At 69.9% G+C, this 21797-nt stretch carries 18 protein-coding genes; 5 read left to right on the top strand and 13 right to left on the bottom strand.

Features of this window, described 5'->3' with window-relative positions:
* Window positions 1-531: 531 nt before the first annotated feature.
* The gene (locus AC0662_RS32190) at window positions 532-2547 is read left to right on the top strand and encodes a kinetoplast-associated-like protein (protein ID WP_478305359.1); all 2016 of its coding nucleotides are present in this window, start codon (window positions 532-534) and stop codon (window positions 2545-2547) included.
* A 72-nt stretch (window positions 2548-2619) separates the two neighbouring features.
* On the top strand, window positions 2620-3570 hold the full coding sequence (locus AC0662_RS32185) for a DivIVA domain-containing protein (protein ID WP_452193303.1): 951 nt from the start codon (window positions 2620-2622) through the stop codon (window positions 3568-3570).
* Window positions 3571-3622: 52 nt separating this feature from the next.
* On the opposite strand, the gene AC0662_RS32180 is transcribed toward AC0662_RS32185, so the two are convergent.
* Window positions 3623-4471, bottom strand: coding sequence for an HhH-GPD family protein (locus tag AC0662_RS32180; RefSeq protein WP_478305357.1), 849 nt, complete (start codon window positions 4469-4471; stop codon window positions 3623-3625).
* Between the two features lie 81 nt (window positions 4472-4552).
* Between AC0662_RS32180 and AC0662_RS32175 the strand changes: the two genes are divergently transcribed.
* Entirely contained in the window at window positions 4553-5236 is a 684-nt protein-coding gene (locus tag AC0662_RS32175) for a hypothetical protein (RefSeq protein ID WP_452193307.1), read from the top strand.
* Here AC0662_RS32175 and AC0662_RS32170 read toward each other — a convergent pair whose 3' ends face one another.
* The 11 genes from AC0662_RS32170 to AC0662_RS32120 all read right to left on the bottom strand — a co-directional run bounded on the left by AC0662_RS32170 (window position 5237) and on the right by AC0662_RS32120 (window position 18142).
* Window positions 5237-6760, bottom strand: a complete 1524-nt coding sequence (locus tag AC0662_RS32170; RefSeq protein WP_478305355.1) for a DHA2 family efflux MFS transporter permease subunit — start codon at window positions 6758-6760, stop codon at window positions 5237-5239.
* Entirely contained in the window at window positions 6730-7308 is a 579-nt protein-coding gene (locus AC0662_RS32165; RefSeq protein ID WP_452193310.1) for a PadR family transcriptional regulator, read from the bottom strand. Before AC0662_RS32165 ends, AC0662_RS32170 begins: the two co-directional genes overlap by 31 nt.
* 191 nt (window positions 7309-7499) lie before the next feature.
* Window positions 7500-8594 (bottom strand): DNA integrity scanning diadenylate cyclase DisA, encoded by a 1095-nt coding sequence (gene disA / locus AC0662_RS32160; RefSeq protein ID WP_452193312.1) that lies wholly within the window; start codon window positions 8592-8594, stop codon window positions 7500-7502.
* A gap of 180 nt (window positions 8595-8774) precedes the next feature.
* Complete coding sequence (locus AC0662_RS32155; protein WP_452193314.1) at window positions 8775-9713, bottom strand: beta-ketoacyl-ACP synthase III; 939 nt, start codon at window positions 9711-9713, stop codon at window positions 8775-8777.
* A gap of 131 nt (window positions 9714-9844) precedes the next feature.
* Window positions 9845-11245 carry a DNA repair protein RadA gene (gene radA, locus AC0662_RS32150; protein ID WP_452193316.1) on the bottom strand — a complete coding sequence of 467 codons (1401 nt, stop codon included), beginning with the start codon at window positions 11243-11245 and terminating at the stop codon, window positions 9845-9847.
* A gap of 36 nt (window positions 11246-11281) precedes the next feature.
* Window positions 11282-12592 carry a tetratricopeptide repeat protein gene (locus AC0662_RS32145; RefSeq protein WP_478305352.1) on the bottom strand — a complete coding sequence of 437 codons (1311 nt, stop codon included), beginning with the start codon at window positions 12590-12592 and terminating at the stop codon, window positions 11282-11284.
* Window positions 12589-14361 (bottom strand): sugar ABC transporter permease, encoded by a 1773-nt coding sequence (locus AC0662_RS32140; protein ID WP_452193319.1) that lies wholly within the window; start codon window positions 14359-14361, stop codon window positions 12589-12591. The genes AC0662_RS32145 and AC0662_RS32140 overlap by 4 nt, the downstream gene beginning before the upstream one ends.
* Window positions 14361-15611: an ABC transporter substrate-binding protein gene (locus AC0662_RS32135; protein ID WP_452193321.1), complete on the bottom strand. Its 1251-nt coding sequence runs from the start codon at window positions 15609-15611 to the stop codon at window positions 14361-14363. The genes AC0662_RS32140 and AC0662_RS32135 overlap by 1 nt, the downstream gene beginning before the upstream one ends.
* Window positions 15601-16152 carry a P-loop NTPase family protein gene (locus tag AC0662_RS32130; protein WP_452193322.1) on the bottom strand — a complete coding sequence of 184 codons (552 nt, stop codon included), beginning with the start codon at window positions 16150-16152 and terminating at the stop codon, window positions 15601-15603. Before AC0662_RS32130 ends, AC0662_RS32135 begins: the two co-directional genes overlap by 11 nt.
* Before the next feature lie 91 nt (window positions 16153-16243).
* The gene (locus tag AC0662_RS32125) at window positions 16244-16939 is read right to left on the bottom strand and encodes a class I SAM-dependent methyltransferase (RefSeq protein WP_452193324.1); all 696 of its coding nucleotides are present in this window, start codon (window positions 16937-16939) and stop codon (window positions 16244-16246) included.
* Between the two features lie 3 nt (window positions 16940-16942).
* Window positions 16943-18142 carry an MFS transporter gene (locus AC0662_RS32120; protein ID WP_452193326.1) on the bottom strand — a complete coding sequence of 400 codons (1200 nt, stop codon included), beginning with the start codon at window positions 18140-18142 and terminating at the stop codon, window positions 16943-16945.
* A gap of 135 nt (window positions 18143-18277) precedes the next feature.
* On the opposite strand from AC0662_RS32120, the gene AC0662_RS32115 reads away from it, so the two are divergent.
* Together AC0662_RS32115 and AC0662_RS32110 are read left to right on the top strand one after the other, a co-directional pair.
* Complete coding sequence (locus AC0662_RS32115) at window positions 18278-19702, top strand: beta-N-acetylhexosaminidase (protein ID WP_478305349.1); 1425 nt, start codon at window positions 18278-18280, stop codon at window positions 19700-19702.
* A 44-nt stretch (window positions 19703-19746) separates the two neighbouring features.
* Window positions 19747-21135 (top strand): WS/DGAT/MGAT family O-acyltransferase, encoded by a 1389-nt coding sequence (locus AC0662_RS32110; protein WP_452193330.1) that lies wholly within the window; start codon window positions 19747-19749, stop codon window positions 21133-21135.
* 3 nt (window positions 21136-21138) lie between these two features.
* Here AC0662_RS32110 and AC0662_RS32105 read toward each other — a convergent pair whose 3' ends face one another.
* Window positions 21139-21771, bottom strand: a complete 633-nt coding sequence (locus AC0662_RS32105) for a VOC family protein (RefSeq protein ID WP_452193332.1) — start codon at window positions 21769-21771, stop codon at window positions 21139-21141.
* Between the last annotated feature and the right edge of the window lie 26 nt (window positions 21772-21797).

Below are 21797 nucleotides of genomic sequence, written 5' to 3'. Positions count from 1 at the left end.
TCCCCAAGAGTTGCGGCGACCACGCCGTTTCCCCCGCGGCCGATCCGGCATCGCCGGGTTCCTCCCCAAACCCCACCCATCCGCCCACCGTGACTCGTCGGCCGCGGCGCTACAGCCGCGACTCGCGCATGAGCGGTTATCCCCTTGCGTTGGGGGTTCTTCGTTCGTAGACCAGCAGAGAACCCCCAACCCCAGGGGATAACCGCTCGAGTTGCGGCGGCCTGGGGCGGGAAGGGGTAATGGTCCAGGCCGGATGGGGGTTTGGACGGGTAGTCAGTACTGCGGTTGGGGCTGGCGTATCGGGGGACACGCGGGAATTGCGCGGAGGCTACTGATTGGTCGTATCGTCCTGCGGAGCGTGACCAAGTCGGTACGGAGTCCGCTCGCGTCGGCCTTCGGATCGGTGGGAAGATCGCCCGATTGCTGATGAAGCAGTTACCTACCGCCTGTCTACCGCGTTGTAACCCTGTGAGCACGCTGTTCGGACCCGGACTGTCGGAAAGGGGGCCGGTAATGGAATCATCTCGTCGCATGGACGCGCCGCGTCTGCCCCTGACCCAGGAACCGGTCGCCGACACCGGTTCCTTTGGCGTGCGGCAGGCGGGCGGGGTGCTCGAACGGGCCCAGCGGATCGCCGACACGCTGCGCGAGCAGGCCGAGCACGAGAACGATGTGGCCCGCGACGAGGCCGGCCGGATCCGGGCCGCGAACGAGCGGCTGAAGGCCGAGGCGGACAGCGCGGCGAAGAAGCTTCGAGCGGACGCGATGGCGGCCGCCCAGCGGGTGCTGAACGACGCGGAGCGGGCCGCTGAGCAGCTCCGGAACGAGTCCGGGTCCGAGGCGGAGCGGGTCCGCTCCGAGGCCGAGGAGGCCGCCGACAGGCTGCGCGCCGAGTCCACCGCCGAAGCCGAGCGGGTACGCCGTGACGCTGCCGCCGCGGCCGACGCGCTGACGGCGGAGTCGACTGCCGAAGCGGAGCGGGTTCGCGGCGAGGCGGCTGCGATCGCCGAGCGCCTGAAGCTCGAGTCGGAGTCTGCCGCCGAGCAGCTCCGGGCGGCGGTCGCCGAGGAGGTGGCCAAGCGCCGCTCGGATTCGGAGACGGCCGCGGCGCAGCTGCAGGCCGAGACCGAGGCAGCGGTCGAGAAGCTGCGGGCTGACAGCGAAGCAGCGGCCGAGAAGCTGCGGGCCGAGTCGCAGGCGGCGGCGGATCGCCGGGTCGCGGCGGCGGAGGTCGAAGCGGGCCGGGTGAAGGACGAGGCCGACGAGCTCCTCGACGAGGCGCAGATGGCGCGCGAGTCGGCGCAGTCGACCGTCGAGCGGGCCGGCAAGGAAGCGCAGCAGCTGGTCGCCGACGCCGGCGAGCAGGCCGCGCTGGTGTCGCAGGCCGCGGTCCGCAACGAGGCCGATCTGATCGCCCGCGCCGAGTCCGAGGCGAGTGAGCTGCGGGCCGCCGTCGAGCGCGAGGTCGAGACCGCGCGGGAGAAGTCCCGGGTGGAGATCGCCGAGGCACACGCCGAGATCGAGCGGCTGCGCGGCCAGAACCGTACCGAGGTGGAGCGCCGTACGGCGGAGCTCGAGGAGACCGAGCGGGCCAAGCTGGCCGCGATCTCGCTGGAGATCGACAAGCTGCGGAACGAGGCGATCGCCGAGATCGCCGAGCGCAAGGCCGAGGCGGAAGCCGGTAACGAGCGGCTGATGGCCGACGCGCGGGCGCAGGCCAAGCTGGTCGTGGACTCCATCGAGGCGGACCGCCGGGCAGCCTCCGGCGAGGCGCAGCGGATCGTCGAGGAGGCGAACCAGGCGGCCGAGGCGGCGCTGGCCGAGGCCGAGAAGCAGACGCTGTGGAGCCGGAAGACCGTCGACGACCTGATCAGCGCCGCCGAGTCCGAGGCGCAGGCGATCCGCGACCAGGCCGCCGCCGATGCGGCCGAGCTCCTCCGCAAGAAGCGTGCGCACCTGCGCCGCGTGGTCGGCCGCTCGACCAGCCGGCTGAAGCAGACCCAGGAAACGATCGCGAAGGAGAACGCCGAGCTCACCCAGCTCGCCGAGACAACGCTGTACTCGGCCGGCGAGCAGGCGGAGTCGACGCTCGCGTCGGCCAAGCAGGAGGCCGAGAAGGTCACCGCCCAGGCGCAGACCCGGGCCGACCGGCTGAAGAACTCGGCCGCCCAGGACGCGCGGGAGATCATCGAGCGGGCGAACCGCCGCGAGGCCGAGGCCGAGGCCAGCACCCAGGTACTGCGGGAGCGCGCCGCCAACGACCTGTCCGAGGCGCAGCGCCAGTCGCACGAACTGATCCGCAAGTCCCGCGCGGAAGCGCAGCAGATCGAGGCGCAGGCGCGTGAGCACTCCGATACTCTGCGCGCCCAGGCCCGAAAACTTCTCGCCGACGCCGAGGCGAGGGTCGCGGCGTTGAACCAGCGCCGTGATGAGATCACCAAGGAGCTCACCCAGCTTTCGGGTGTGATCGAGGCACTCGCTGTACCGGGGTTCCGCCCAGGTGGTGGAATGTCCTCCAGTGAGGGTTCCACGGGGGAATCAGGATGAGGACGTGACAGTCAGATCCTTGTCAGTGACAATGTGTGATCCACCCACCCATCGAAGTGAGCATCGGAAAACATGAGCAGTGAAAGCCCAACCCCGTTCCGTACCGTTCTGCGTGGCTACGAGCCTGCCCAGGTGGATCAGCACATCCGTGAGCTGACCACCTCCCTGACCGCTCTGCAGCAGCAGTCGGAGCAGCTGCAGCGGCACGTCCAGGAGCTGCAGTCCCGCACGGACGCGGCGGAGGCGGCCGTCATCTCCGCCCAGGAGGACTCCAAGGACCGTGCCCCGACGTTCACCGAGTTCGGTGAGCGGGTCGCGAAGATCCTGTCGCTGGCCGACGACGAGGCCCGTGACCTGGTGACCCGCGCGCGCACCGATGCCGAGGCGATCGTCGCCGACGGTGAGTCGCACGCCAAGAAGGTCCGCAAGGAGGCCGAGCAGTACTCGCTGGACTGGAAGAGCGAGGTCGACGCCGAGGCCGCCCGGATCCTCGAGGAGGCCCGGACCCAGGCCGACGACATGCGTGACGAGGCCGAGCGCGACGCCACCGCGCGCCGCAGCGAGGCCCAGGCGCTGTACGAGCAGGAGCGGGCCAAGTCCGCTCAGGCCGCGGCCGCCTTCGAGACCACCCTGGCCGAGCGCCGGGGCAAGGTCGAGCAGGAGTTCGCCGCCCGGACCGCGCTGGCCGAGCAGCAGCTGGCCGCCGTCACCGACCGCGCCGCGCAGGTGCAGCGCGAGGCCGACCGGTCGCGTTCCGAGGCCGAGCGGTTGTCGCAGCAGCAGCTGGCCGACGCCAACCGGCAGGCCCAGGAGATCGTCGCCGCCGCGAAGGACAAGTCCGAGCGGATCCGTGCCGAGTCCGAGCGTGAGCTCGCGGCCGCGACCCAGCGCCGGGACAGCATCAACGCGCAGCTGACCAACGTTCGCCAGATGCTGGCGACGCTGTCCGGCAGCCCGGCGATGCCGCTCGACCTGCTGGCCGAGGACGACGCGGACGCCACCTCCGGTAGCAAGAAGAACTGAAGAAACACCACCTGAGAGGCCGGCTCGCTCCACGAGCCGGCCTCTCAGGTATTTACCCAGGTAGGCGGTACATCTGCCGGTCCAGTGGCTCGACGAGGCCGTCGGCGACCAGACCGTCCAGGGCGCGCTCGCGTTGCACCGCATCCGGCCAGCAGGCATCGAGCTCGGACTTCGGCACGGTGGCTGCCGCAGAGCGCAGTACCGCGAGCAGGCGGCCGCGGGCCTGGCGGTCGGTGCCTTCGTAGGTCTGGCCGCGGCGCGGAGGGCCGTCGTACGGCGGGCTGCCGGCGAGCACCCAGGCGCACTGGGACTGGATCGGGCAGTCGGCGCAGCGCGGCGTACGGGCGGTGCAGATCAGGGCGCCGAGCTCCATCGAGGCGACGGCCCAGCGGGCGGCGGTGCGTTCGTCGGCCGGCAGGGCGGTGACCGCGAGGCGCTGGTCCGCGGCGGTGGGGGAGATGCTCGGCTGGGCGACACCGGTCAGGGCGCGCGCGAGGACGCGGCGGACGTTGGTGTCGACGACGGCGTGCCGCTGGCCGTAGGCGAAGGACGCGATCGCGGCGGCGGTGTAGGTGCCGACGCCGGGCAACGCGAGCAGGTCTGCATGGTCGTCCGGTACCTCGCCACCGTGACGCTCCACAATCGCCTGAGCCGCTGCGTGTAGCCGGAGTGCACGCCTGGGGTACCCGAGGCGGTCCCAGGCCCGCACAACCTCACCAGGAGCCTCTGTGGCCAGGTCCACCGGCTTCGGCCACCGCTGCATCCACCGCTGGTACGCCGGCAGCACCCGAGTGACCGGTGTCTGCTGCAGCATGAACTCGCTGACCATGACCGCCCACGCCCCGGCGTCCGGCTCCCGCCACGGGAGGGTGCGCTTGTTGGCGTCGTACCAGGTCAGCACTGTGTCATGGAGGTCATGGAGAGCGCCGGCTAACGGCGAGCCTGAGTGGTCCAGCACAGAGCCGATATTAGAGTGCGCTTCATGAGCAGCCTGCTCCGTCCGGTCGGGCACCTGCCCGCCAGCGTGTACTGGTTCCGCCGGGGACTGGTGCTCGCGGTCGTAGTTGTGCTGATCTTCCTGATCTCGCGCCTGTTCGCCGGTGGTGGCGACGACACCAAGGACGCCGCCTCGACCGACCCGCAGCCGAACCCGACGGGCGCGCCGCCGGCCAGCGCGCCGAGCACCTCGCTCAGCAGCACTCCCAGTACGACGCCGACGTCCACCCAGACGTCCACGCCGACGTCCACTCCGAAGCCGACCCGGACGACACCGCCCGGGGACCAGCCGTGCAAGGGCGCCGACGTCCGCATCGACGCACTGCCCGCGAACCGGAAGATCGCCTCCGGCTCCGCGCTGAACTTCGTCGTCCAGCTGACCCCGGTCAGCGACGCGTGCAAGGCAACCATCGGCGCCGACCGGCTGACAGTCACGGTGACCTCGGGCAACGACCTGATCTGGAGCTCCACGCAGTGCGAGAAGGCGATCCAGACCGCCACCCTCGTCGTTGCCAAGGGCAAGCAAGCGGCGGTCACCGTGCCGTGGAACGGACAGCGGTCCAGGCCTGGCTGCCTGCCGGGTCAACCGGTCGCCAAGCCTGGCACCTATGTCGTCAAGGCCGAGTACGACGGGCGCCTGTCCGGAGCCCAGGCCTTCCAGGTCGTCTGATCAGCTCGCTTCGGCGGCAGGCTGCGTCGCGTCGGCCTGCTTGCGCAGGTAGGTCGGGGCCGTGAACATCAAGGCCGCGGCGAGTCCGATCAGCAACACGATCGCCGGCAGGATCAGCGACTGCGCCATCGAGTCACTGAACCCCTGACGAACGACCTCAGGCAGCTTCCCACCGGAGAACCCCTCACCCGTCGGCGCGCCACCGCCCGCGAGCCTCGGCAGGTTGTGCGCCAGCCGCGACTCCATCAGTACGGCGATACTCGCGCTACCGAGGACGGCGCCGACCTGCCGCGTCGTGTTGTAGACGCCGGCGCCCGCCCCGGCCTGGTGCATCGGGAGGTTCCGCGTGGCCGTCGTACCGATCGGGGCCCACATGAAGCCGTTCGCGACACCGAGCAGCGCGATCGGCAGCAGCAGCTCCCAGATCGGTACGTCGGGCTCGATCACCTGGCTCATCCAGAACATCGACACCGAGCAGCACAGCAGTCCGAACCCGGCGATGAACCGCGGCGGCGTCCGGTCGACCAATCGGCCGACCCACGGCGCCAACGCGCCGGAGATGACCGCCATCGGCACCAGCAGCAGCGCCGCGCGGGTCGGGGACAGACCGCGGACCGCCTGCGCCCACAGCATCAGCGGGAACGCCATCGCGGTGATCGCGAACCCGACGGTGGTGATCGCGACGTTCGCCAGCGAGAAGTTGCGGTCCTTGAACAGGCCGAGCGGCAGCAACGGTTCGCCGCGGGTCCGGGACTGCCAGAAGACGAAGATCGCCAGCACGACCACGCCCGAGATGATCAGCGACCAGACCGAGATCGGGCCCTTGATCTGGCCCCAGTCGTACTTCTGTCCCTCCTGGATCCCGAACACCAGCAGGAACAGCCCGACCGCGCTCAGTGCGACACCGATCAGGTCGAACTTGTGCTTGTGTGTCGGCAGGTTCGGCACCAGGCGCATCGCCAGGACGAACCCGACCAGGCCGACCGGTGCGTTCACGAAGAAGATCCACTGCCAGCCGAGTCCGTCGACGAGTACGCCGCCGAGGATCGGGCCGACCAGCGTCGCCACGCCGGCCGTCGCGCCCCACAGGCTCATCGCGCGGCCGCGCTGGTTCGGCGGGAAGATCCGGGTGATCACCGCCATCGTCTGCGGCGTCATCATCGAGGCGCCGAGCCCCTGGAAGACCCGGGCCACGATCAGCATCTCGATGGTGTTGGTCAGACCGCACCAGACCGACGCCAGCGTGAACAACGCCAACCCGGTCAGGTAGAGCTTCTTCGGGCCGACCCGATCACCGAGCCGCCCGGTGATCAGCAGCGGGACGGCGTACGCGAGCAGGTAGGCGCTCGTCACCCAGACCACCGTGCCGACGTCGGACCCGAAGTCCTCGAGGATCGCCGGGGTGGCGACCGAGACGATGGTCGAGTCGACCAGGATCATGAAGAAGCCGAGCACCAGCGCCCACAAGGCCGGCCAGGGCCGGACCTCCAGCCTCACTGCGTCTTGGTTCTGCGGGGTTGCCATTCCAGGTCCTTGCTCTCGATACGTTCGATGGTGGTGGCGAGCCAGTCCCGCTCCGCCGCGAGCTGGCCGCGGACGTAGCTGCCGGCCATCCAGTACGGCTCGGGCACGCACCGGGCCGCGGCGCCGGCGAGCGCGTCGTCGATCTCGGTGAGCTGCATCTCGAGGTCCGCGACGCGGCGGCGGAACCGCAGTACGGCGTCCTCGGGGTCGAGGTTGTGCGCCTCGCTCAGCACCACCGGGAACAGCGGGTACTCGTAGGCGTACTCCTCGATCGCGGTCTCCACCCGCGACTTCAGCGCCTCGGAGCCCTCCGGAGTGATCTCGTACGTCGTGCGCTCGGGGCGGTTGCCGGCGCGCTCGGTGCCGATCGCGCGCACGTACTTCTGGCCGGCCAGCCGCTCGACGGTGTGGTAGAGCGAGCCCGGGCGGACCTTGAGCAGCCGGTCGTTGTGGCGCGTGATCAGCACTTGGTACATCTCATAAGCGTGCATCGACCGCTCCTCGAGCAACGCCAGCACCGAGATCGCCAGCGGGGTGAGGTCAGCCATGGTGCTCCACTCGGATTGTTCCACACGAAATGTTCCACCTGGAGTATTACCCCGACCTACCTGTCCCCGCAACCCGGGGTTATCCCCTGGTGGTGGGGGTTCTCTGCTCGTCTACCAACGAAGAACCCCCAGCGCGAGGGGATAACCCTCCTCGTGCTGGGGGTGGTTGAGCGTCGGTTCGGCTCGGTGGGTCAGACGTAGCGTTCGAGGATGCTGGATTCGGCTAGGCGGGAGAGGCCTTCGCGGACGGTGCGGGCGCGGTTCTCGCCGACTCCTTCGACGGTTTGCAGGTCGTCGATGCTTGCTGCGAGCAACTTCTGCAGGTGGCCGAAGTGGTCGATCAAGCGATCGATCACCGCACCGGGCAGGCGCGGCACCTTGGCGAGCAGGCGGTAGCCGCGCGGGGTGACCGCCGCGTCGAGCTGCTCGGCGCCGCCGAGTTGCAGAGCCCGCGCCACCTGGCCGATGTCGAGCAGGTCGCCGGGGGAGACCGCGTCGAGTTCGCCGAGTACGTCGTCGGCGGTCTTCGGGCGGCGGCCGGTCGCGGGCGGGAGGTAGTCGCGGACCACCAGTTCGCGTTCGCCGGCGACTCCGGCGACGAGTTCGTTGAGCTGCAGAGTGAGCAGGCGGCCGTCGGTGCCGAGCTCGACGACGTACCCGTCGATCTCGGTGGCGATCCGGCGGACCATCTCGAGCCGCTGCGCGACCGCGGCCACGTCGCGGACGGTGACCAGGTCCTCGATCTCCAGGGCGGACAGCGTCCCGGACACCTCGTCGAGGCGCAGCTTGTACCGCTCGAGCGTGGCCAGCGCCTGGTTCGCGCGGGACAGGATCGCTCCGGAGTCCTCGAGCACGTAGCGCTGGTCGTCGACGTACAGCGCGATGATGTGCATCGACTGCGACACCGAGATCACTGGGAACCCGGTCTGCCGCGCGACCCGGTCGGCGGTCCGGTGCCGGGTGCCGGTCTCCTGGGTGACGATCGCCGGGTCCGGCATCAGGTGGACGGCGGCCTGGATCAGCCGGGTCGCGTCGCGGTCGAGGATGATCGCGCCGTCCATCTTGCTGAGCTCGCGCAATCCGGTCGCCGTGAACTCGACGTCGATCTCGAAGCCGCCGGTCGAGATCGCGTCGACGGCCTTGTCATGACCGAGCACGATCAGTGCGCCGGTTCGCCCGCGCAGGATCCGTTCCAGGCCTTCGCGCAGCTCGGTGCCGGGTGCCACCGCCGCGAGCGTCGCGCGCAGCCGGGCGCCGGTGCTGTTCTTGTCCGTGTTCGGTGCCACGGAACCTGAGTCTATGCGGTCCTGCGGACGCTGTTGCGCGGATATCTGCTGCCCGCACGTGAGCACCGGCCGCGCTACGGTTTGCAACCGCCGGTGCGCGTGCACCAGCCCGTGCATCCGGACCGTGCACTCCGGCTTTCCCGCGTGGACGAAGGCCGGAGCGGTACGACGCCTGCCGCGTCAGGGGCAGCGGATGACCTGACCGGCGTACGACAGACCGCCGCCGAATCCGAACAGCAGTACCGGCGCGCCGCTCGGGATCTCGCGCTTCTCGACCAGCTTCGACAGCGCGATCGGGATGCTCGCGGCCGAGGTGTTGCCGGACTCCACGACGTCCTTGGCGACCACCGCGTTGACCGCGCCGAGGCGCTTCGCGAGCGGCTCGATGATCCGCAGGTTCGCCTGGTGCAGGACGACGCCGCCGAGTTCCTCGGGCTTCAGGCCGGCCTTCGCGCAGACCTGCTGGGCGATCTCCGGCAGCTGCGTGGTGGCCCAGCGGAAGACACTCAGGCCCTCCTGCTGGAACGGGCCTTCGCGGCCCTCGATCCGGACCGCGTCCGACATCTCCGGCACCGAGCCCCAGACGACCGGGCCGATCTCCGGCTCGTCGCTGGCCACCAGTACGGCGGCGCCGGCGCCGTCACCGATCAGCACGCAGGTGGTGCGGTCGGTCCAGTCCGTCCAGTCGCTGAGCTTCTCCACGCCGATCACCAGCGCCTTGCTCGCGGCGCCGGCGCGGATCGCCTGGTCGGCGGTCGCCATCGCATAGGCGAAACCCGAGCAGGCGGTGTTCACGTCGATGGCGGCCGGGTTGCCGAGGCCGAGCCGGGCGGCGACGCGGGCCGCGATGTTCGGCGACCGGTCGATCGCGGTGCAGGTCGCGACCACCACGTAGTCGATCTCGGTGACGTCGATGCCGGCGTTCGCGACGGCCTTGTCGGCGGCCCGCCAGGCCATCTCGTCGACGGACTCGTCGGGCGCCGCGATCCGGCGTTCCCGGATGCCGACCCGGCTCTGGATCCACTCGTCGTTGGTCTCGACCATGGTGGCGAGCTCGTCGTTGGTGAGCACCCGTTCCGGCTGGTAGTGGCCGAGCGCGACAACTCTTGATCCGGTCATCAGGTGCTCCTGCAGTCATCCGGGGGACGCCCGGGTTCGACGCTGAACCCGGCGGGGGCGGTCCCCAGAGTACGTTCCCGGTCCGCCTGCTGGTGATCCCCCGTCTCACCTGTGGCGAGCACCACAGCCCGTCAGGCGAGACCGGCGGCCATCAGCGCGGACGGCAGGTCCGGGGCCGCGAAGGTGCGCAGGCCGTACTTCTTCTGGATGTCCATCGGCTTCATGTCCTTGCTCCGGTTCGGGATGTCGGCCGGCACGATCGCCTTGGTGAACCCGAGGCGTGCCGCCTCCGCGAGCCGCTTCTCCAGACCGCCGACGCGACGCACCTCACCGGCCAGCCCGACCTCGCCGATCGCGATCAGCCCGGGGTGGATCGGCTTGTCCATCACCGAGGACGCGACCGCGATCGCCACCGACAGGTCCGCGACCGGCTCGGTGATCTTCACGCCGCCGACCGTGGCGACGTACACCTCCTGGTCGGTCAGCTTCAGGCCGACGCGGTTCCCGAGGACGGCGAGCACCATCGCGACCCGCGACGACTCCAGGCCCGACGTCGTACGGCGTGGTTGGGGCGCTGCCGACGGGCCGACCAGGGCCTGCACCTCGGCGAGCAGCGGGCGGCGGCCCTCCATCATCACCGTCACGCACGTCCCGGCGACGGGCTCGGCGTGCTCGGAGACGAACAGACCGGTCGGGTCGGTGACCTCGACGATCCCGGTGTCGACCATGTCGAAGCAGCCCACCTCGTCCGAGGGGCCGAACCGGTTCTTGGTCGCGCGCACCATCCGGAACCCGGAGTGCCGGTCGCCGTCGAAGGCGAGCACCACGTCGACCAGGTGCTCGAGCATCCGCGGACCGGCGATCGCGCCTTCCTTGGTCACGTGGCCGACCAGCACGACCGCGATGTGCCGTTCCTTCGCGAGCCGGACCAGCGCACCGGTCACCTCACGGACCTGCGTGACACCACCCGGGGCGCCGTCGACCTCCGGGTGCGCCATGGTCTGCACCGAGTCGATCACCAGGAACGACGGCTCGACCGCGTCGACCTGGCCGACCACCGCGGACAGGTCGGTCTCGGCCGCGAGGTACAGCTCGTCGACCAGCGCGTCGGTCCGCCCGGCCCGGAGCCGGACCTGCGCGGCCGACTCCTCACCCGAGACGTACAACGTCCGCTGGCCGCCGCGCGCCGACTGCGCCGCGACCTCCAGCAGCAGCGTGGACTTCCCGACGCCGGGCTCACCCGCGAGCAGGATCACCGCGCCCGGTACGACGCCGCCGCCGAGCACCCGGTCGAGCTCGCCGATCCCGGTCGGGCGGGACTCGGCCTCGATCGCGGACACCTTGGCGATCGGCATCGCCGGCGACGACACCGGGCCCGCGGTGATCCGCGCGGCCTTCGGCGCGCCGACCTCGGCGACCGTCCCCCAGGCCTGGCACTCACCACACCGACCGATCCAGCGCGCGGAGGTCCAGCCACACTCCGAGCACGCGTACGCCGGCTTGCCCTTCGCCTGAGTCGCCGCCTTCGCCATGGGGACCAACCTAGGTGACGGCCCCGACAATTCGGTTCATCGCGTGAAGAAGTCACGCACGCGCTTGAGCCAGCCGGCCGCCACGAGGTGTGGCAGGTCGTCCTCGACGACGGGTGGTTCGGAGGCCTGGCGGGCGGCGGCGAGGTACTTCGTCAGGATCTCGCTCTCCGAGGTGCGCAGCATCGCGCTCTGTTCCAGGTGGTCGAGAGCGGCGTCGTGGCGGCCGGTGATGACTTCCGCGGAGCCGAGATGCTGGAGGCATCGGGCGTGGCCTTCGCGCTCGTCGACCTCGCCGTACAGGTGTGCCGCGTGCGTCCAGCGGCTGGCGGCCTCGTGCTTGTTGCGCTGGATCCACGCGGCCCCACCCATCAGCTCCAGTGCGTGGGCCTGTGCGCTCAGGTCACCGGCAGCGGCTGCGCGAGCGAGGGCCGGTCGCAGCTGGTCGAGCGCCGCTTCGGCGTCCTGCCGGTAGAGGTGCACGACGGCGAGGTTGATGCCGATCGCGATCTCGGCGGCGAGGTCGGGTCCGGGCCGGCTCAGGCGTGCGTCGTCGAGCCGGTCGCGGGCGTTGAGGACGGCCTCGTCGCGATCGTTGCCGGCCGGTGAGCGGTCGGCGCGGGCCAGGTGGAGCAGTGCACGTTCGACCTGGCGCCGGGTCGTCAGCGCGGCCGCTGTCCGGTTGTGGGTCGCGACGTTGTCGGAGATGCCGAGTCGCGTGCTGGCCGTATCCAGGTCACCCATCATCCGGTACGCCGTTGCCGCGCGTGCCGCACCGAGCTCGGCCAGGTCCCGGCGCGCGCACGCTTCGGCGGCAGCGCTCAGCAGCTCGCTCAATTGCAGCAGCGCTTCCGGATCGGCACGTCGTACGTACCAGGCCTCCAGCGCGTCGCAGATCCGCGCATAGTCGTCGATGGTGTCGGTACGCGCCTTCTCGTCCACCAGAAGCTTGAGGAGCTGCACCTGGTTGTTCTCGTACCACTCGGCCGCGGACATCCCACCGGCCTCTGAACCGAGAGCGATCATCCACTGCTCGGCCTCATCGGCAGCCGTACGAAGCTCAGGAGTGCCTGGTACGTCGTGTCCTGCGTGCCGGAGTGTCGGGCCGTACTGGACGATCGTGATCACGCCGAGCAGTGCTGTGATGCCGAGGCCGACCCACTGCACCACACCACCGCTGTCGAGGCTCTGGTTCAGCAGCTCCGAGGCAAGGCCGGTCAGGAGCGCGGACGCGACCGTCCCGATGATGAGCTGGAAGCGGCGAGTCCGGGACGTCTCCTCCCGTCGCTCTGGCTCTTGCCCAGGCGGCTGTTCTGCTGGCTCTTCAGGTGGTTTCGGCTCTTCACTCATGGCCGGCTCCCCGTCGTCAGTCCGCGCACCACGGTCCGCCAGAACGACAGCATCAGCACCACCGGCGCAATTGAAGCGACCACAGCCGCGGCAGCGACCGGTCCGCTCGATGCGGAGAACTGGCGCGCCTCACCCCACAACACCAGCGACAAAGGCGTCGTACCCGGGCCGCTGATCAGGAAGCCGACGATGAAGTCGTTCCAGACCAATGCGAACTCCAGCACCGCTACGGCGATCAGCGCGGGGCGATACGTGCGCTGAACAGTCGCCAGTACGGCGCTCTGCCGCACAGGCCCCTGCAGCGCTTCAGAAACCAACGCCGGCGGGGCTGACGCGAACGCGGACCGCAGCAGCAGTACGGCGAACGGCAGACCCGCGGCCGCATGTACCAGCGCCAAGGCGATCCGGGACCCGGCCAGTCCAGCCGCATCGATCGCGTCTCGCAGCGGAGCGGCGTACATCTGGACTGGCGTGACTGCGAGTACTACGAAGACCGCCATCACCACGCGGCCGAGTCGGGTCGGCAGACCGCCCCAGGCGACCAGGTAAGCAGTCGGTACGGCGATCACGAGCAGGACTGCTGTCGCTGCGCCCGCGATGATCAGCGTGGACAGCAGCGCCCGGAAGAGCCCGACGTTAGCGGCCGCTGCGAAGGAGGAGAACCCGAGTCCGGACAGCGACCACCAGCCGCGGACACCTGCCTCGCGTGGTGAGTGCAGTGCGGTCGCGACCAGGATGACGGCCGGGAAGATCCACACCAGCGCGACAGCGAAGCCGATCAGCCAGCCGTACCGGCGTACCGCTCTGCCTGGTTTCGGCCGCTCCAGTGAGGAATCCGGCCGGACGACGGTCACCGGCATCGCCCACCGGCGCCGACGAAGACCGCGTACTCCGATCAGCCCGACTGCCGCGACGATCGCGAACAGCACGAGACCCAGTGCTGCCGTGCGTCCGGTGTCTCCACCGGTCGTTGTCGCACGCCACCAGTTCAGCCCGAGTACGTCGGCAGACCGCTGCATAGACCCCGGTACGACGATCAGTACCAGGTCGAAGACCCGCACTGCCGCGATGACAACTGTCAGCGTGACCACGCCGGTGATGGGCCGCAGCAACGGGATCTCCAGCGCCCGCACTCGCCGCCACCCGCGCACGCCCTCCGCTGTCATCGTGCGGGTCACGTCGTCCGGTATGGCGTCCAGACCGGCGCGGAACAGCGAGACGACGTACCCGAGCCAGGTCCAGCCGAAGGCGGACACCAGCACCAGCCAGAACAGACCAGGGCCCAGCCAGACCTGACTCGAACCGAACAGTCGCGTGAAGACCGCCGTGACCGTCCCACGCTCTGGCGTCGGGTCGAACAGCAGCCGGAACGTCGCACCGGACACCAGCACCGACACCGCGAACGGGATCACCAGCGCGGGCTGCAGGAACGTGGTGACCGCAGGGAGCCGATAACTCAACAATGCAAGGGCAAACCCGACCGCCACGGTCGCGAACGCCACGAGGACCCACAGCAGACTGTTGCCCACGGCATGCAGTGCGCCGGGGTCGCCCATCACTGCGAAGTTGCCGAGCCCGAAACCACTCGGTGTCCGGAACGCCGCCGCCACGGTGAACCCGATCGGTACGAGCAGCAGGCAGCTGAGCAGCAACGCCGGCAGGCCGAGCAGGTACGGTCCGGCCGGGCGGCGTGGTCTGCCAGGGACAGGGCGGCCGGTGATCTCGCGGCCGACGACCTCGAGAGACAGGCCGTGGGTGTGCAGTCCCATCAGCCCTCCTCCACCTTCCGCAGCGCTTCGATCGCGTCGTCCACCGCAGTAGGTACGACGAGCGGGCCGCGCCCGCCGACCGCGATCAGGAAGTCGGTCAGCACCCGCCACAGCCCGTTGATGTCGCCGATCCGGCCGAGCCGGTCGGACAGATCGAACTGGAGTTGCTCACCAGGTGCGGCCAGCTGTTCGGCGAGCAGGGTGAGCTCCGAGGAGTAGCCGGAGGTCCGGCCGTCCACCAGGAAGCCACCTTCCTTGATCCACGGGTCCGCGGCAGTTGGTGCGGACAACCGGCGTACCAGGTCGCGGGCGTCGTCCGTGGTGGGCTTCGGCAGCACCATCACGTCGCCGCCGACGACCACCGGTGCTGCTGCTCCCGGATTCATCGGCGGGAACGTGAACAGGTCGATGTCCTCGGGGTCTGCCGCGAACGTCCGGGCCACTGGTTCGGCGAAGTCGGAGGCGAGCACCATGGCCGCCCTGCGATGGCCGAACACCTCCACCAGCGCGTCGGGGAACTGCTGGACCAGTGACCCCTTCACTCCACCCGCCAGCGCATCCGGCGCGGACCACATCGTCCCGAGCAGCCGCAGCGCGGCGCCGAACTGTGGCTGCTGCGACGGACGCGGGTCTGCGGCCGTCGCAAGACCTGCGTACACCGACGGCGCGATACCCAACAGGATGTTCTCCAGGAAGTCGGTCAGCACCCAGCCGTCACCCGCGGCCAGCGACAGCGGTGTGATCCCGGCCTGCGTCAGCGTTCGGTTGAGCTCAAGCCACTCCGCCCACTGCCGAGGCGGTTGTACGCCGGCCTTCGCGAACACCGAGGGCCGGTACCAGACCGCTGATTTGTGCGCTGTCTTGAACGGCACGCCGTACGTCGTGCCGTCGTGGACCAGGAGCTCCTTCCACAGACGTGCTCGACCGAGTGGAGCGATGTCGTCCGGCATCTGCTCGAGGTCGTTGAGGTGGCGGGGGACCAGACCGGGCTGCGGCAGCATGACGATGTCCGGTCGCCGCGTGGTCCGGGCGCCGAACGCGGTGGAGATGTCGTCGCCGAGCGGTACGACCTCGACCGGGTAGCTCAGTGAGCCGAGACCGTCGAGGACCTTGTGGAACGCGCGCAGCTCCTGCCCACTCCAGCTGACGGCCACGCGGACCGCACGCCGCAGTCCCAGCACGTCACTCGAACAGCCGGCGACCAGCAAGGTGGCTGCGGTCCCCAGGAACGCCCGACGACTAGTCCGCATCGACGAATCCGGTCGTACGGGTCGTGCTGGTGGTGATGAGCAGCAGAGCGACGGACGGGAGGTCGGGGTTCGGGCGGATGGACAGCAGCGATCCCCAGGTCGGTAGGCCGGTCGCGTCCTCCAGCACGATCACCCGCGGGTAGGCGCTGAGCGCCCGGGCCACACCGGTGAGTCGACGGCGGCCAGGGGTGATCTCGTGGGGGTAGCGGTCCAGGATGTCCTCGAGACCGCAGTTCGTCGCCATTACCCGGCTTTGTTCTCGGGCCGCTTGTTTGGTGACCGGATGCGCGGTGCGGTGGCCGTGAATCACGTTGTCGAGCACAGTGAGGTGCGGAAGCAGTCCGCCTTCCGCGGGGACCAGCCGGACCAGTCCGCCAGCTAGGACGATCGCACCGGTCGGTGGCTCGTCCAGTCCGGTCACGATGTCGGCGAGGCGGCGCCGATCGCTGACATTGGGTACGACGACCGCACGCTGCTCACCGACGTCGATCCGGAGACGCTCCGGCAGCCCCGGCACGCTTTCGAGCAGCAGTCCGTCCATCCGTGGCTGGCGCCTCCCCAGAAAGCCCCGTCGAGTGGTTCGTTAACCCTATGAGGCCAAGAGGTCCGCTCGCAGGCACACAGAGTGTCGTTCAGAAGGTCCTGCTCCAGAGGTTGATCGCGTAGTCGACCTCGGAGCCCCGGTGCGAGGCGAGGATCCGGCGGGCGTCCTTCGGGGTGAACTCGATCTTGACCACCGCTTCGAGGTCGGCCCGGGACTCGAACCGCCAGCCCATGTCCAGCGGCGTCCGGTGCCAGCCCCGGTCGGTCCAGAACCGCTCCACCTCGGGCGCCTTGATCATCGGGTACGACGTCCTGAACCACTCCCCGAACGTCGACCGGCTCCCGTCGTTGTCGATCACGAACGCGGTCCCGCCGTGGCGCATCACCCGGTCGAGTTCGGCCAGTCCGGGCTCACACCCAGGGCCGAAGAAGTACGCCCAGCGCGCATGCATCACGTCGATCGACGCGTCCGGCACCGGCAGGCGCTGCGCCGTACCCTGGCGGACTTCGACGTTCGGCAAGGCGCGCGTACGGCGTTGCGCGGCCTCGGCCAGGGCACCGTGCGGTTCGACGCCGATCACCCGTCCGGCGGTCGCGGCGAACGTCGGCAGATGGAACCCGGTCCCGCAGCCGATGTCGAGCACCGTCGCGCCGGTCCAGTCCCGGATTGCCCGCATGGCCGGCTCGATCACGCCGTCCGGGTCGACCGCCCGGTTCTCGATCTCGTACACCTTCGGGTGGTGCCAGATGTTCGGGCTCGGAATCCCACCCTCGGCGATGCTCACCCGCTAAACCCTAGCTACGACCTGCTTGGTCGTAGCGGCGAGCAGGGCTGCCGGGACGAGCAAGATGCCGCAGAAGACCGCCAGCCAGTGGAAGCCGAGGGTGGCGAGGACCGGGCCGGCAGCTGTGCCCGAAAGGGAAGCCAGGACGCCCATCGTGAGGTCGGACAGACCCTGGGCCGACGTCCGGATGCCGTCCGGGACGGAACGGGACAGCAGCGTCGACCCGGCGACCAGACAGGCCGACCACCCGAGGCCGAGCGTGAACAGAGCCAGTCCGGTGAGCGCATGGGCGTCGTCGGGGGCGACCGCGGCCAGCGTCATCGCGACGGCGAGGATGCCGAGGCCGATGCCGATCGTGGGGATGCGGCCGAGCCGGTCGGCCATCCAGCCGGTGACTGGGGACAGCGCGTACATCCCGGCGACGTGCCCGCTGATGACAAAACCGACGATGGTCAGCGAGGCGCCGTGGTGCCGCAGGTGCACCGAGGTCATCGACATCACGCCGACCATCACCGCATGCGCGGTCGCGATGGCGAGCAGACCGAGGCGGGCGTGCGGGATGCTCATCACCTGCCGGAAGGTCTGGGCGAGTGGCTGGCGCTCCACCCGCTCCGGCCGGACCTGGCTGCGCATTCCGACCCACACGGTCGCGGAGCTCAGGCCGAAGGCGATCACCGAGAACACGTACGGCCCCGCCAGCGCCAGGATGCCGAGCGACGCCCCGACCGAACCGCCGACACCCGTCAGGTTCGGGCCGACGATGACGCCGATGGTGGTCGCCCAGACGACCACGCCCAGCGAACGGGCGACCCGGCTCGGGTCGGCGCCGTCGGTCGCGGCGTACCGGGACTGCAGGTTGGAGGCCGAGCCACTCCCGAACAGACAACCGGCCAGCAAGAGCAAGGGCAGCGAGCCGGCCTGCGCGGCGACGATCGTCAGCACTGCACCGACACAGGCGATCAGATAGCCGGTCGCCAGCGAGACCCGTCGGCCGCGCGACCGCGCCAGACCAGCCAGCGGTACGGCGACTGCGGCCGCACCCAGCGTGGTCGACGTGGCCACCAGTCCGGCCAGTGACGTCGACCCGGACACGTTCTCCGCGAGCAGTGCGGCGACCGCGAAACCACTCGCCGTCGCGACGCCTCCGAGCGCATTGCTCGCCACCAGCACCCGCAGGGTTGATCGCTGCCGCTCGCTTGTCACGGGCAAACCCTCTCATGAACCTGACAGCGAAGGTAGATCGATTGTTTGTGCTCGACATCATGGGTTCTGCGCAGTTCCGGACGGATATAGGATCGTCCTGACATAATTCGAGCCGCGCTTCCCCCTGGAGTCCGGATGTCCGACATCGCGATCGTCCCTGCCCCGCGAGAACTCACCGTCGACGAAGGGCGGTGGATCAGCGCCGACCCGGTCGGCGAGGCCGTCCGGGACGTGGTCGAGAACCTCGACCCGACCGAGTACCGCATCGACATCACCGCCGACGGTGCCCGGCTGTCGGCCGGTTCCGAGGAGGCGCTGCGGCACGCGGAGACGACGTACGCGCAGCTGGTCGAGGCCGCTGAGCCCGCTGAGGATGGCAAGGTCGCCATACCGCTGGCTCGGGTCGCGGACGCGCCGCGATTCGCCTGGCGCGGGATGATGCTGGACGTCTCGCGGCACTTCATGCCGAAGGACTTCGTCCTCAAGGTCATCGACGTGCTCGCGCTGCACCGGCTGAACGTGCTGCACTTCCACCTCACCGACGACCAGGGCTGGCGGGTCGAGATCGAGGCGTACCCGAGGCTCACCGAGATCGGCGCGTGGCGGGCCGAGACCATGGTCGGCAAGATGTCGCACGGCCAGACCGAGTTCACCTACGACGGCACGCGGCACGGCGGGTTCTACACCAAGGCCGACCTGCGCGAGATCGTCGCGTACGCCGCCGAGCGCGGGATCACCGTCGTACCGGAGATCGATCTGCCCGGTCACATGCAGGCCGCGATCGCGGCGTACCCGGAGCTGGGGAACCACCCGGACCAGCAGCTGACCGTGCGGCAGTACTGGGGCATCAGCGACGACGTGCTGAACGTGAACGACGCGACGGTCGAGTTCGTGAAGACCGTGCTGCGTGAGGTGCTGGAGATCTTCCCGAGCGAGTACATCCACCTCGGCGGCGACGAGTGCCCGTCGGTGCAGTGGGCCGAGTCGGAGGAAGCGCGGAAGCGGCAGACCGAGCTCGGGCTGGACGAGCCCGGGCAGCTGCAGGGCTGGTTCACCGCGCAGGTCGCCGAGGTGCTCGCCGGGGAAGGGCGCCGGCTGGTCGGCTGGGACGAGATGGTCGAGACCGACTGCCCGAAGGACGCGGTCATCATGGCCTGGCGGAGCGCGCAGCGCGGCGAGGTCGCGGCGAAGGCCGGTCACCAGGTCGTGATGGCGCCGTGCGAGTCGGTGTACTTCGACTACTACCAGCACGACCCGGCGACCGAGCCGCTGGCGATCGGCGGCAACATCCCGCTGAAGAAGGTGTACGACTTCGAGGTGCTCCCGGAGGCGCTCACCGATGAGGAGCAGGCGCTGATCATCGGGACCCAGTGCCAGATCTGGACCGAGTACATGGAAGGCCCGGAGCAGGTCGGCTACATGCTGCTGCCGCGACTGTCCGCCTTCGCCGAACGGGCCTGGGGCTCCCCGAAGGTCTCGTACGACGAGTTCGTCACCCGCCTCCGCCCGCACCTCGCGCGGATCGCGAAGCTCGGCGTGAACTACCGCCCCCTCGACTGAACCTCCACCCAGCGGCGAGGATGGGCCCGACGAGCGGAGGACGGATGACCGCGGTGGGGCCCCTGGACGCGATGTTCCTCGGTGGTGAGACCCGGGAGCAGCCGATGCACGTCGGTGGGCTGATGCTGTTCGAGCTCCCCGAAGGCGCCGGGCGGGACCACGTGTTCCCGGAGATCTCGCGGGATTTCGTTTCCCGGCTGTTCCAGGACCTGGTCGCGGCGCCCGAGGTGAACCCGCTGTTCGCGCGCCGGGTCCGCAACCGGCCCGTCGACCTCGGGTACTGGTCCTGGGAGCAGGACGACGAGATCGACCTCGAGTACCACGTCCGGCTGTCCGCACTGCCCCGCCCCGGCCGATACCGCGAACTGTTCGAGCTCACCAGTCGCCTGCACGGCACCCTCCTGGACCGGCACCGCCCGCTCTGGGAGATGTACCTGATCGAGGGCGTCGAGGGCCGCCGGTTCGCGATCTACAGCAAGATCCACCACTCGATGATCGACGGTGTCACCGCGCTCCGCTGGATGCAGGACACCCTCACCACCGACCCGGACCGGATCGGGATGCCGGCCACCTACGCGCTGCCGCCGAAGGCCACCGAGCCCCGCCCGGGCGCCGGGTGGCTGCCGTCGATGGCGCGGATCCCGGGCGGCGCGATGCGGACGCTCACGGATCTCGCCGGGCTGCCGCTGGCCGGTCTGCAGAGCCTGCTGCACTCGACGATGCCGTTCCAGGCCCCGAAGACGATCTTCAACCAGGGCGTGACCGGCGCCCGGCGGTTCGCGGCGCAGTCCTGGCCGATCGAGCGGCTGGAGAAGGTCCGCGCGATCACCGGCGCGACGCTGAACGACGTACTGCTGGCGATGTGTTCAGGGGCTCTGCGCAACTATCTGCTCGAGCTGGACGCCCTGCCGGACAAGGCGCTGACGGCGATGGTGCCGGTGTCGCTGCGCGGCCGCGACGACGCGCCGGGCGGGGGCAACTCGCTGTCCACGCTGATCGCCGACCTTGCCACCGACCTCGCTGATCCCGAGCGCCGGATCCGCCGGATCATGGCATCGACCGCGCGGGCCAAGCGTGTACTGTCCGGGCTCAGCCCGCTGCAGAACCTGATCGTCGGCGCGCTCGGCTTCGGCGTGGCCGGACCGGCCGCGGTGCTGCCGGGAGTGGCGGGCCGTACGACGCCGCCGTACAACGTGGTGATCTCGAACGTGCCGGGGCCGACCGAGAGCCCGCTGTACTGGAACCGGTCACGGCTGCTCGGGATGTACCCGGCGAGCATCGTGCTCAACGGGCAGGCGCTGAACATCAGCGTGACGAGCTACGACCAGCAGCTGCACTTCGGGCTGATCGGCTGCCGCCGGACCGTCCCGCACCTGCAACGCATGCTCGGGCACCTCGAGACGTCACTCCTCGAGCTCGAGAACATCCACTGAGCACTACAGCCGGACGATGCCGTTCGGTGTGTTGAACACGGCGGCGACCAGGCCGGGCTGGCCGCTCGGGCCGACCCAGGCGACGTCGAGGTCGTCGAGGAGGTGATCGGCGGGGTGGCCGATCCAGTCGGTGACCCGGACCGGGTCGCCGGCGATCTCCAGCGCGGTGAGCTTCACGTCCTTGCCACCGATCGACGGGTGCTCGGCGAGGTCGTCCCAGTGCACGAAGAACGGCAGCTGCGGATCCGCGATCAGGCCCTTGACGCCGATCTGCTGCCAGGTCAGGTTCACCCCGTCCGGCCGGTGCCGGTTGCCCGGGACCGCCTGCCGGCCGAGGCGCTTCTCCATCGCCGGCATGTCGCCGATGGCCACCACCCACCCGAGCCAGCCGCCGCCGAGCTCCTTACGGGCGCGGACCGCCTGGCCGAACGGAGCCTTGTCCGAGGCCGGGTGGTCCAGGACGTCGACGACCTCGATGTACCGGTCGTTGTCCAGCGGCAGGATGTGGTTCACGGTGCCGAACCGCGGGTGCACCCCACCGTCCACGAACTCCGCACCGAGCACCGCGGACAAGCGCTCGACGGTGGCCCGGTAACCGTCCGGCCCGGCGGCGTACGACAGATGATCCAGACGCATGCCTGTCATTCTTGACCCCGCGCCCA

This window comes from Kribbella sp. NPDC043289, from assembly GCF_056436705.1.
Note: the sequence above shows the minus strand (reverse complement) of the source record. Positions and strands in the feature narration are given on the sequence as shown.

Bases quoted from the DNA above. Each gene is read 5' to 3' on its own strand.
- AC0662_RS32190 (WP_478305359.1), top strand. From the start codon at position 532: ATGGACGCGCCGCGTCTGCCCCTGACCCAGGAACCGGTCGCCGACACC.
- AC0662_RS32185 (WP_452193303.1), top strand. From the start codon at position 2,620: ATGAGCAGTGAAAGCCCAACCCCGTTCCGTACCGTTCTGCGTGGCTAC.
- AC0662_RS32175 (WP_452193307.1), top strand. From the start codon at position 4,553: ATGAGCAGCCTGCTCCGTCCGGTCGGGCACCTGCCCGCCAGCGTGTAC.
- AC0662_RS32170 (WP_478305355.1), bottom strand. From the start codon at position 6,760: ATGGCAACCCCGCAGAACCAAGACGCAGTGAGGCTGGAGGTCCGGCCC.
- AC0662_RS32165 (WP_452193310.1), bottom strand. From the start codon at position 7,308: ATGGCTGACCTCACCCCGCTGGCGATCTCGGTGCTGGCGTTGCTCGAG.
- AC0662_RS32155 (WP_452193314.1), bottom strand. From the start codon at position 9,713: ATGACCGGATCAAGAGTTGTCGCGCTCGGCCACTACCAGCCGGAACGG.
- radA (WP_452193316.1), bottom strand. From the start codon at position 11,245: ATGGCGAAGGCGGCGACTCAGGCGAAGGGCAAGCCGGCGTACGCGTGC.
- AC0662_RS32145 (WP_478305352.1), bottom strand. From the start codon at position 12,592: ATGAGTGAAGAGCCGAAACCACCTGAAGAGCCAGCAGAACAGCCGCCT.
- AC0662_RS32140 (WP_452193319.1), bottom strand. From the start codon at position 14,361: ATGGGACTGCACACCCACGGCCTGTCTCTCGAGGTCGTCGGCCGCGAG.
- AC0662_RS32135 (WP_452193321.1), bottom strand. From the start codon at position 15,611: ATGCGGACTAGTCGTCGGGCGTTCCTGGGGACCGCAGCCACCTTGCTG.
- AC0662_RS32130 (WP_452193322.1), bottom strand. From the start codon at position 16,152: ATGGACGGACTGCTGCTCGAAAGCGTGCCGGGGCTGCCGGAGCGTCTC.
- AC0662_RS32115 (WP_478305349.1), top strand. From the start codon at position 18,278: ATGTCCGACATCGCGATCGTCCCTGCCCCGCGAGAACTCACCGTCGAC.
- AC0662_RS32110 (WP_452193330.1), top strand. From the start codon at position 19,747: ATGACCGCGGTGGGGCCCCTGGACGCGATGTTCCTCGGTGGTGAGACC.
- AC0662_RS32105 (WP_452193332.1), bottom strand. From the start codon at position 21,771: ATGCGTCTGGATCATCTGTCGTACGCCGCCGGGCCGGACGGTTACCGG.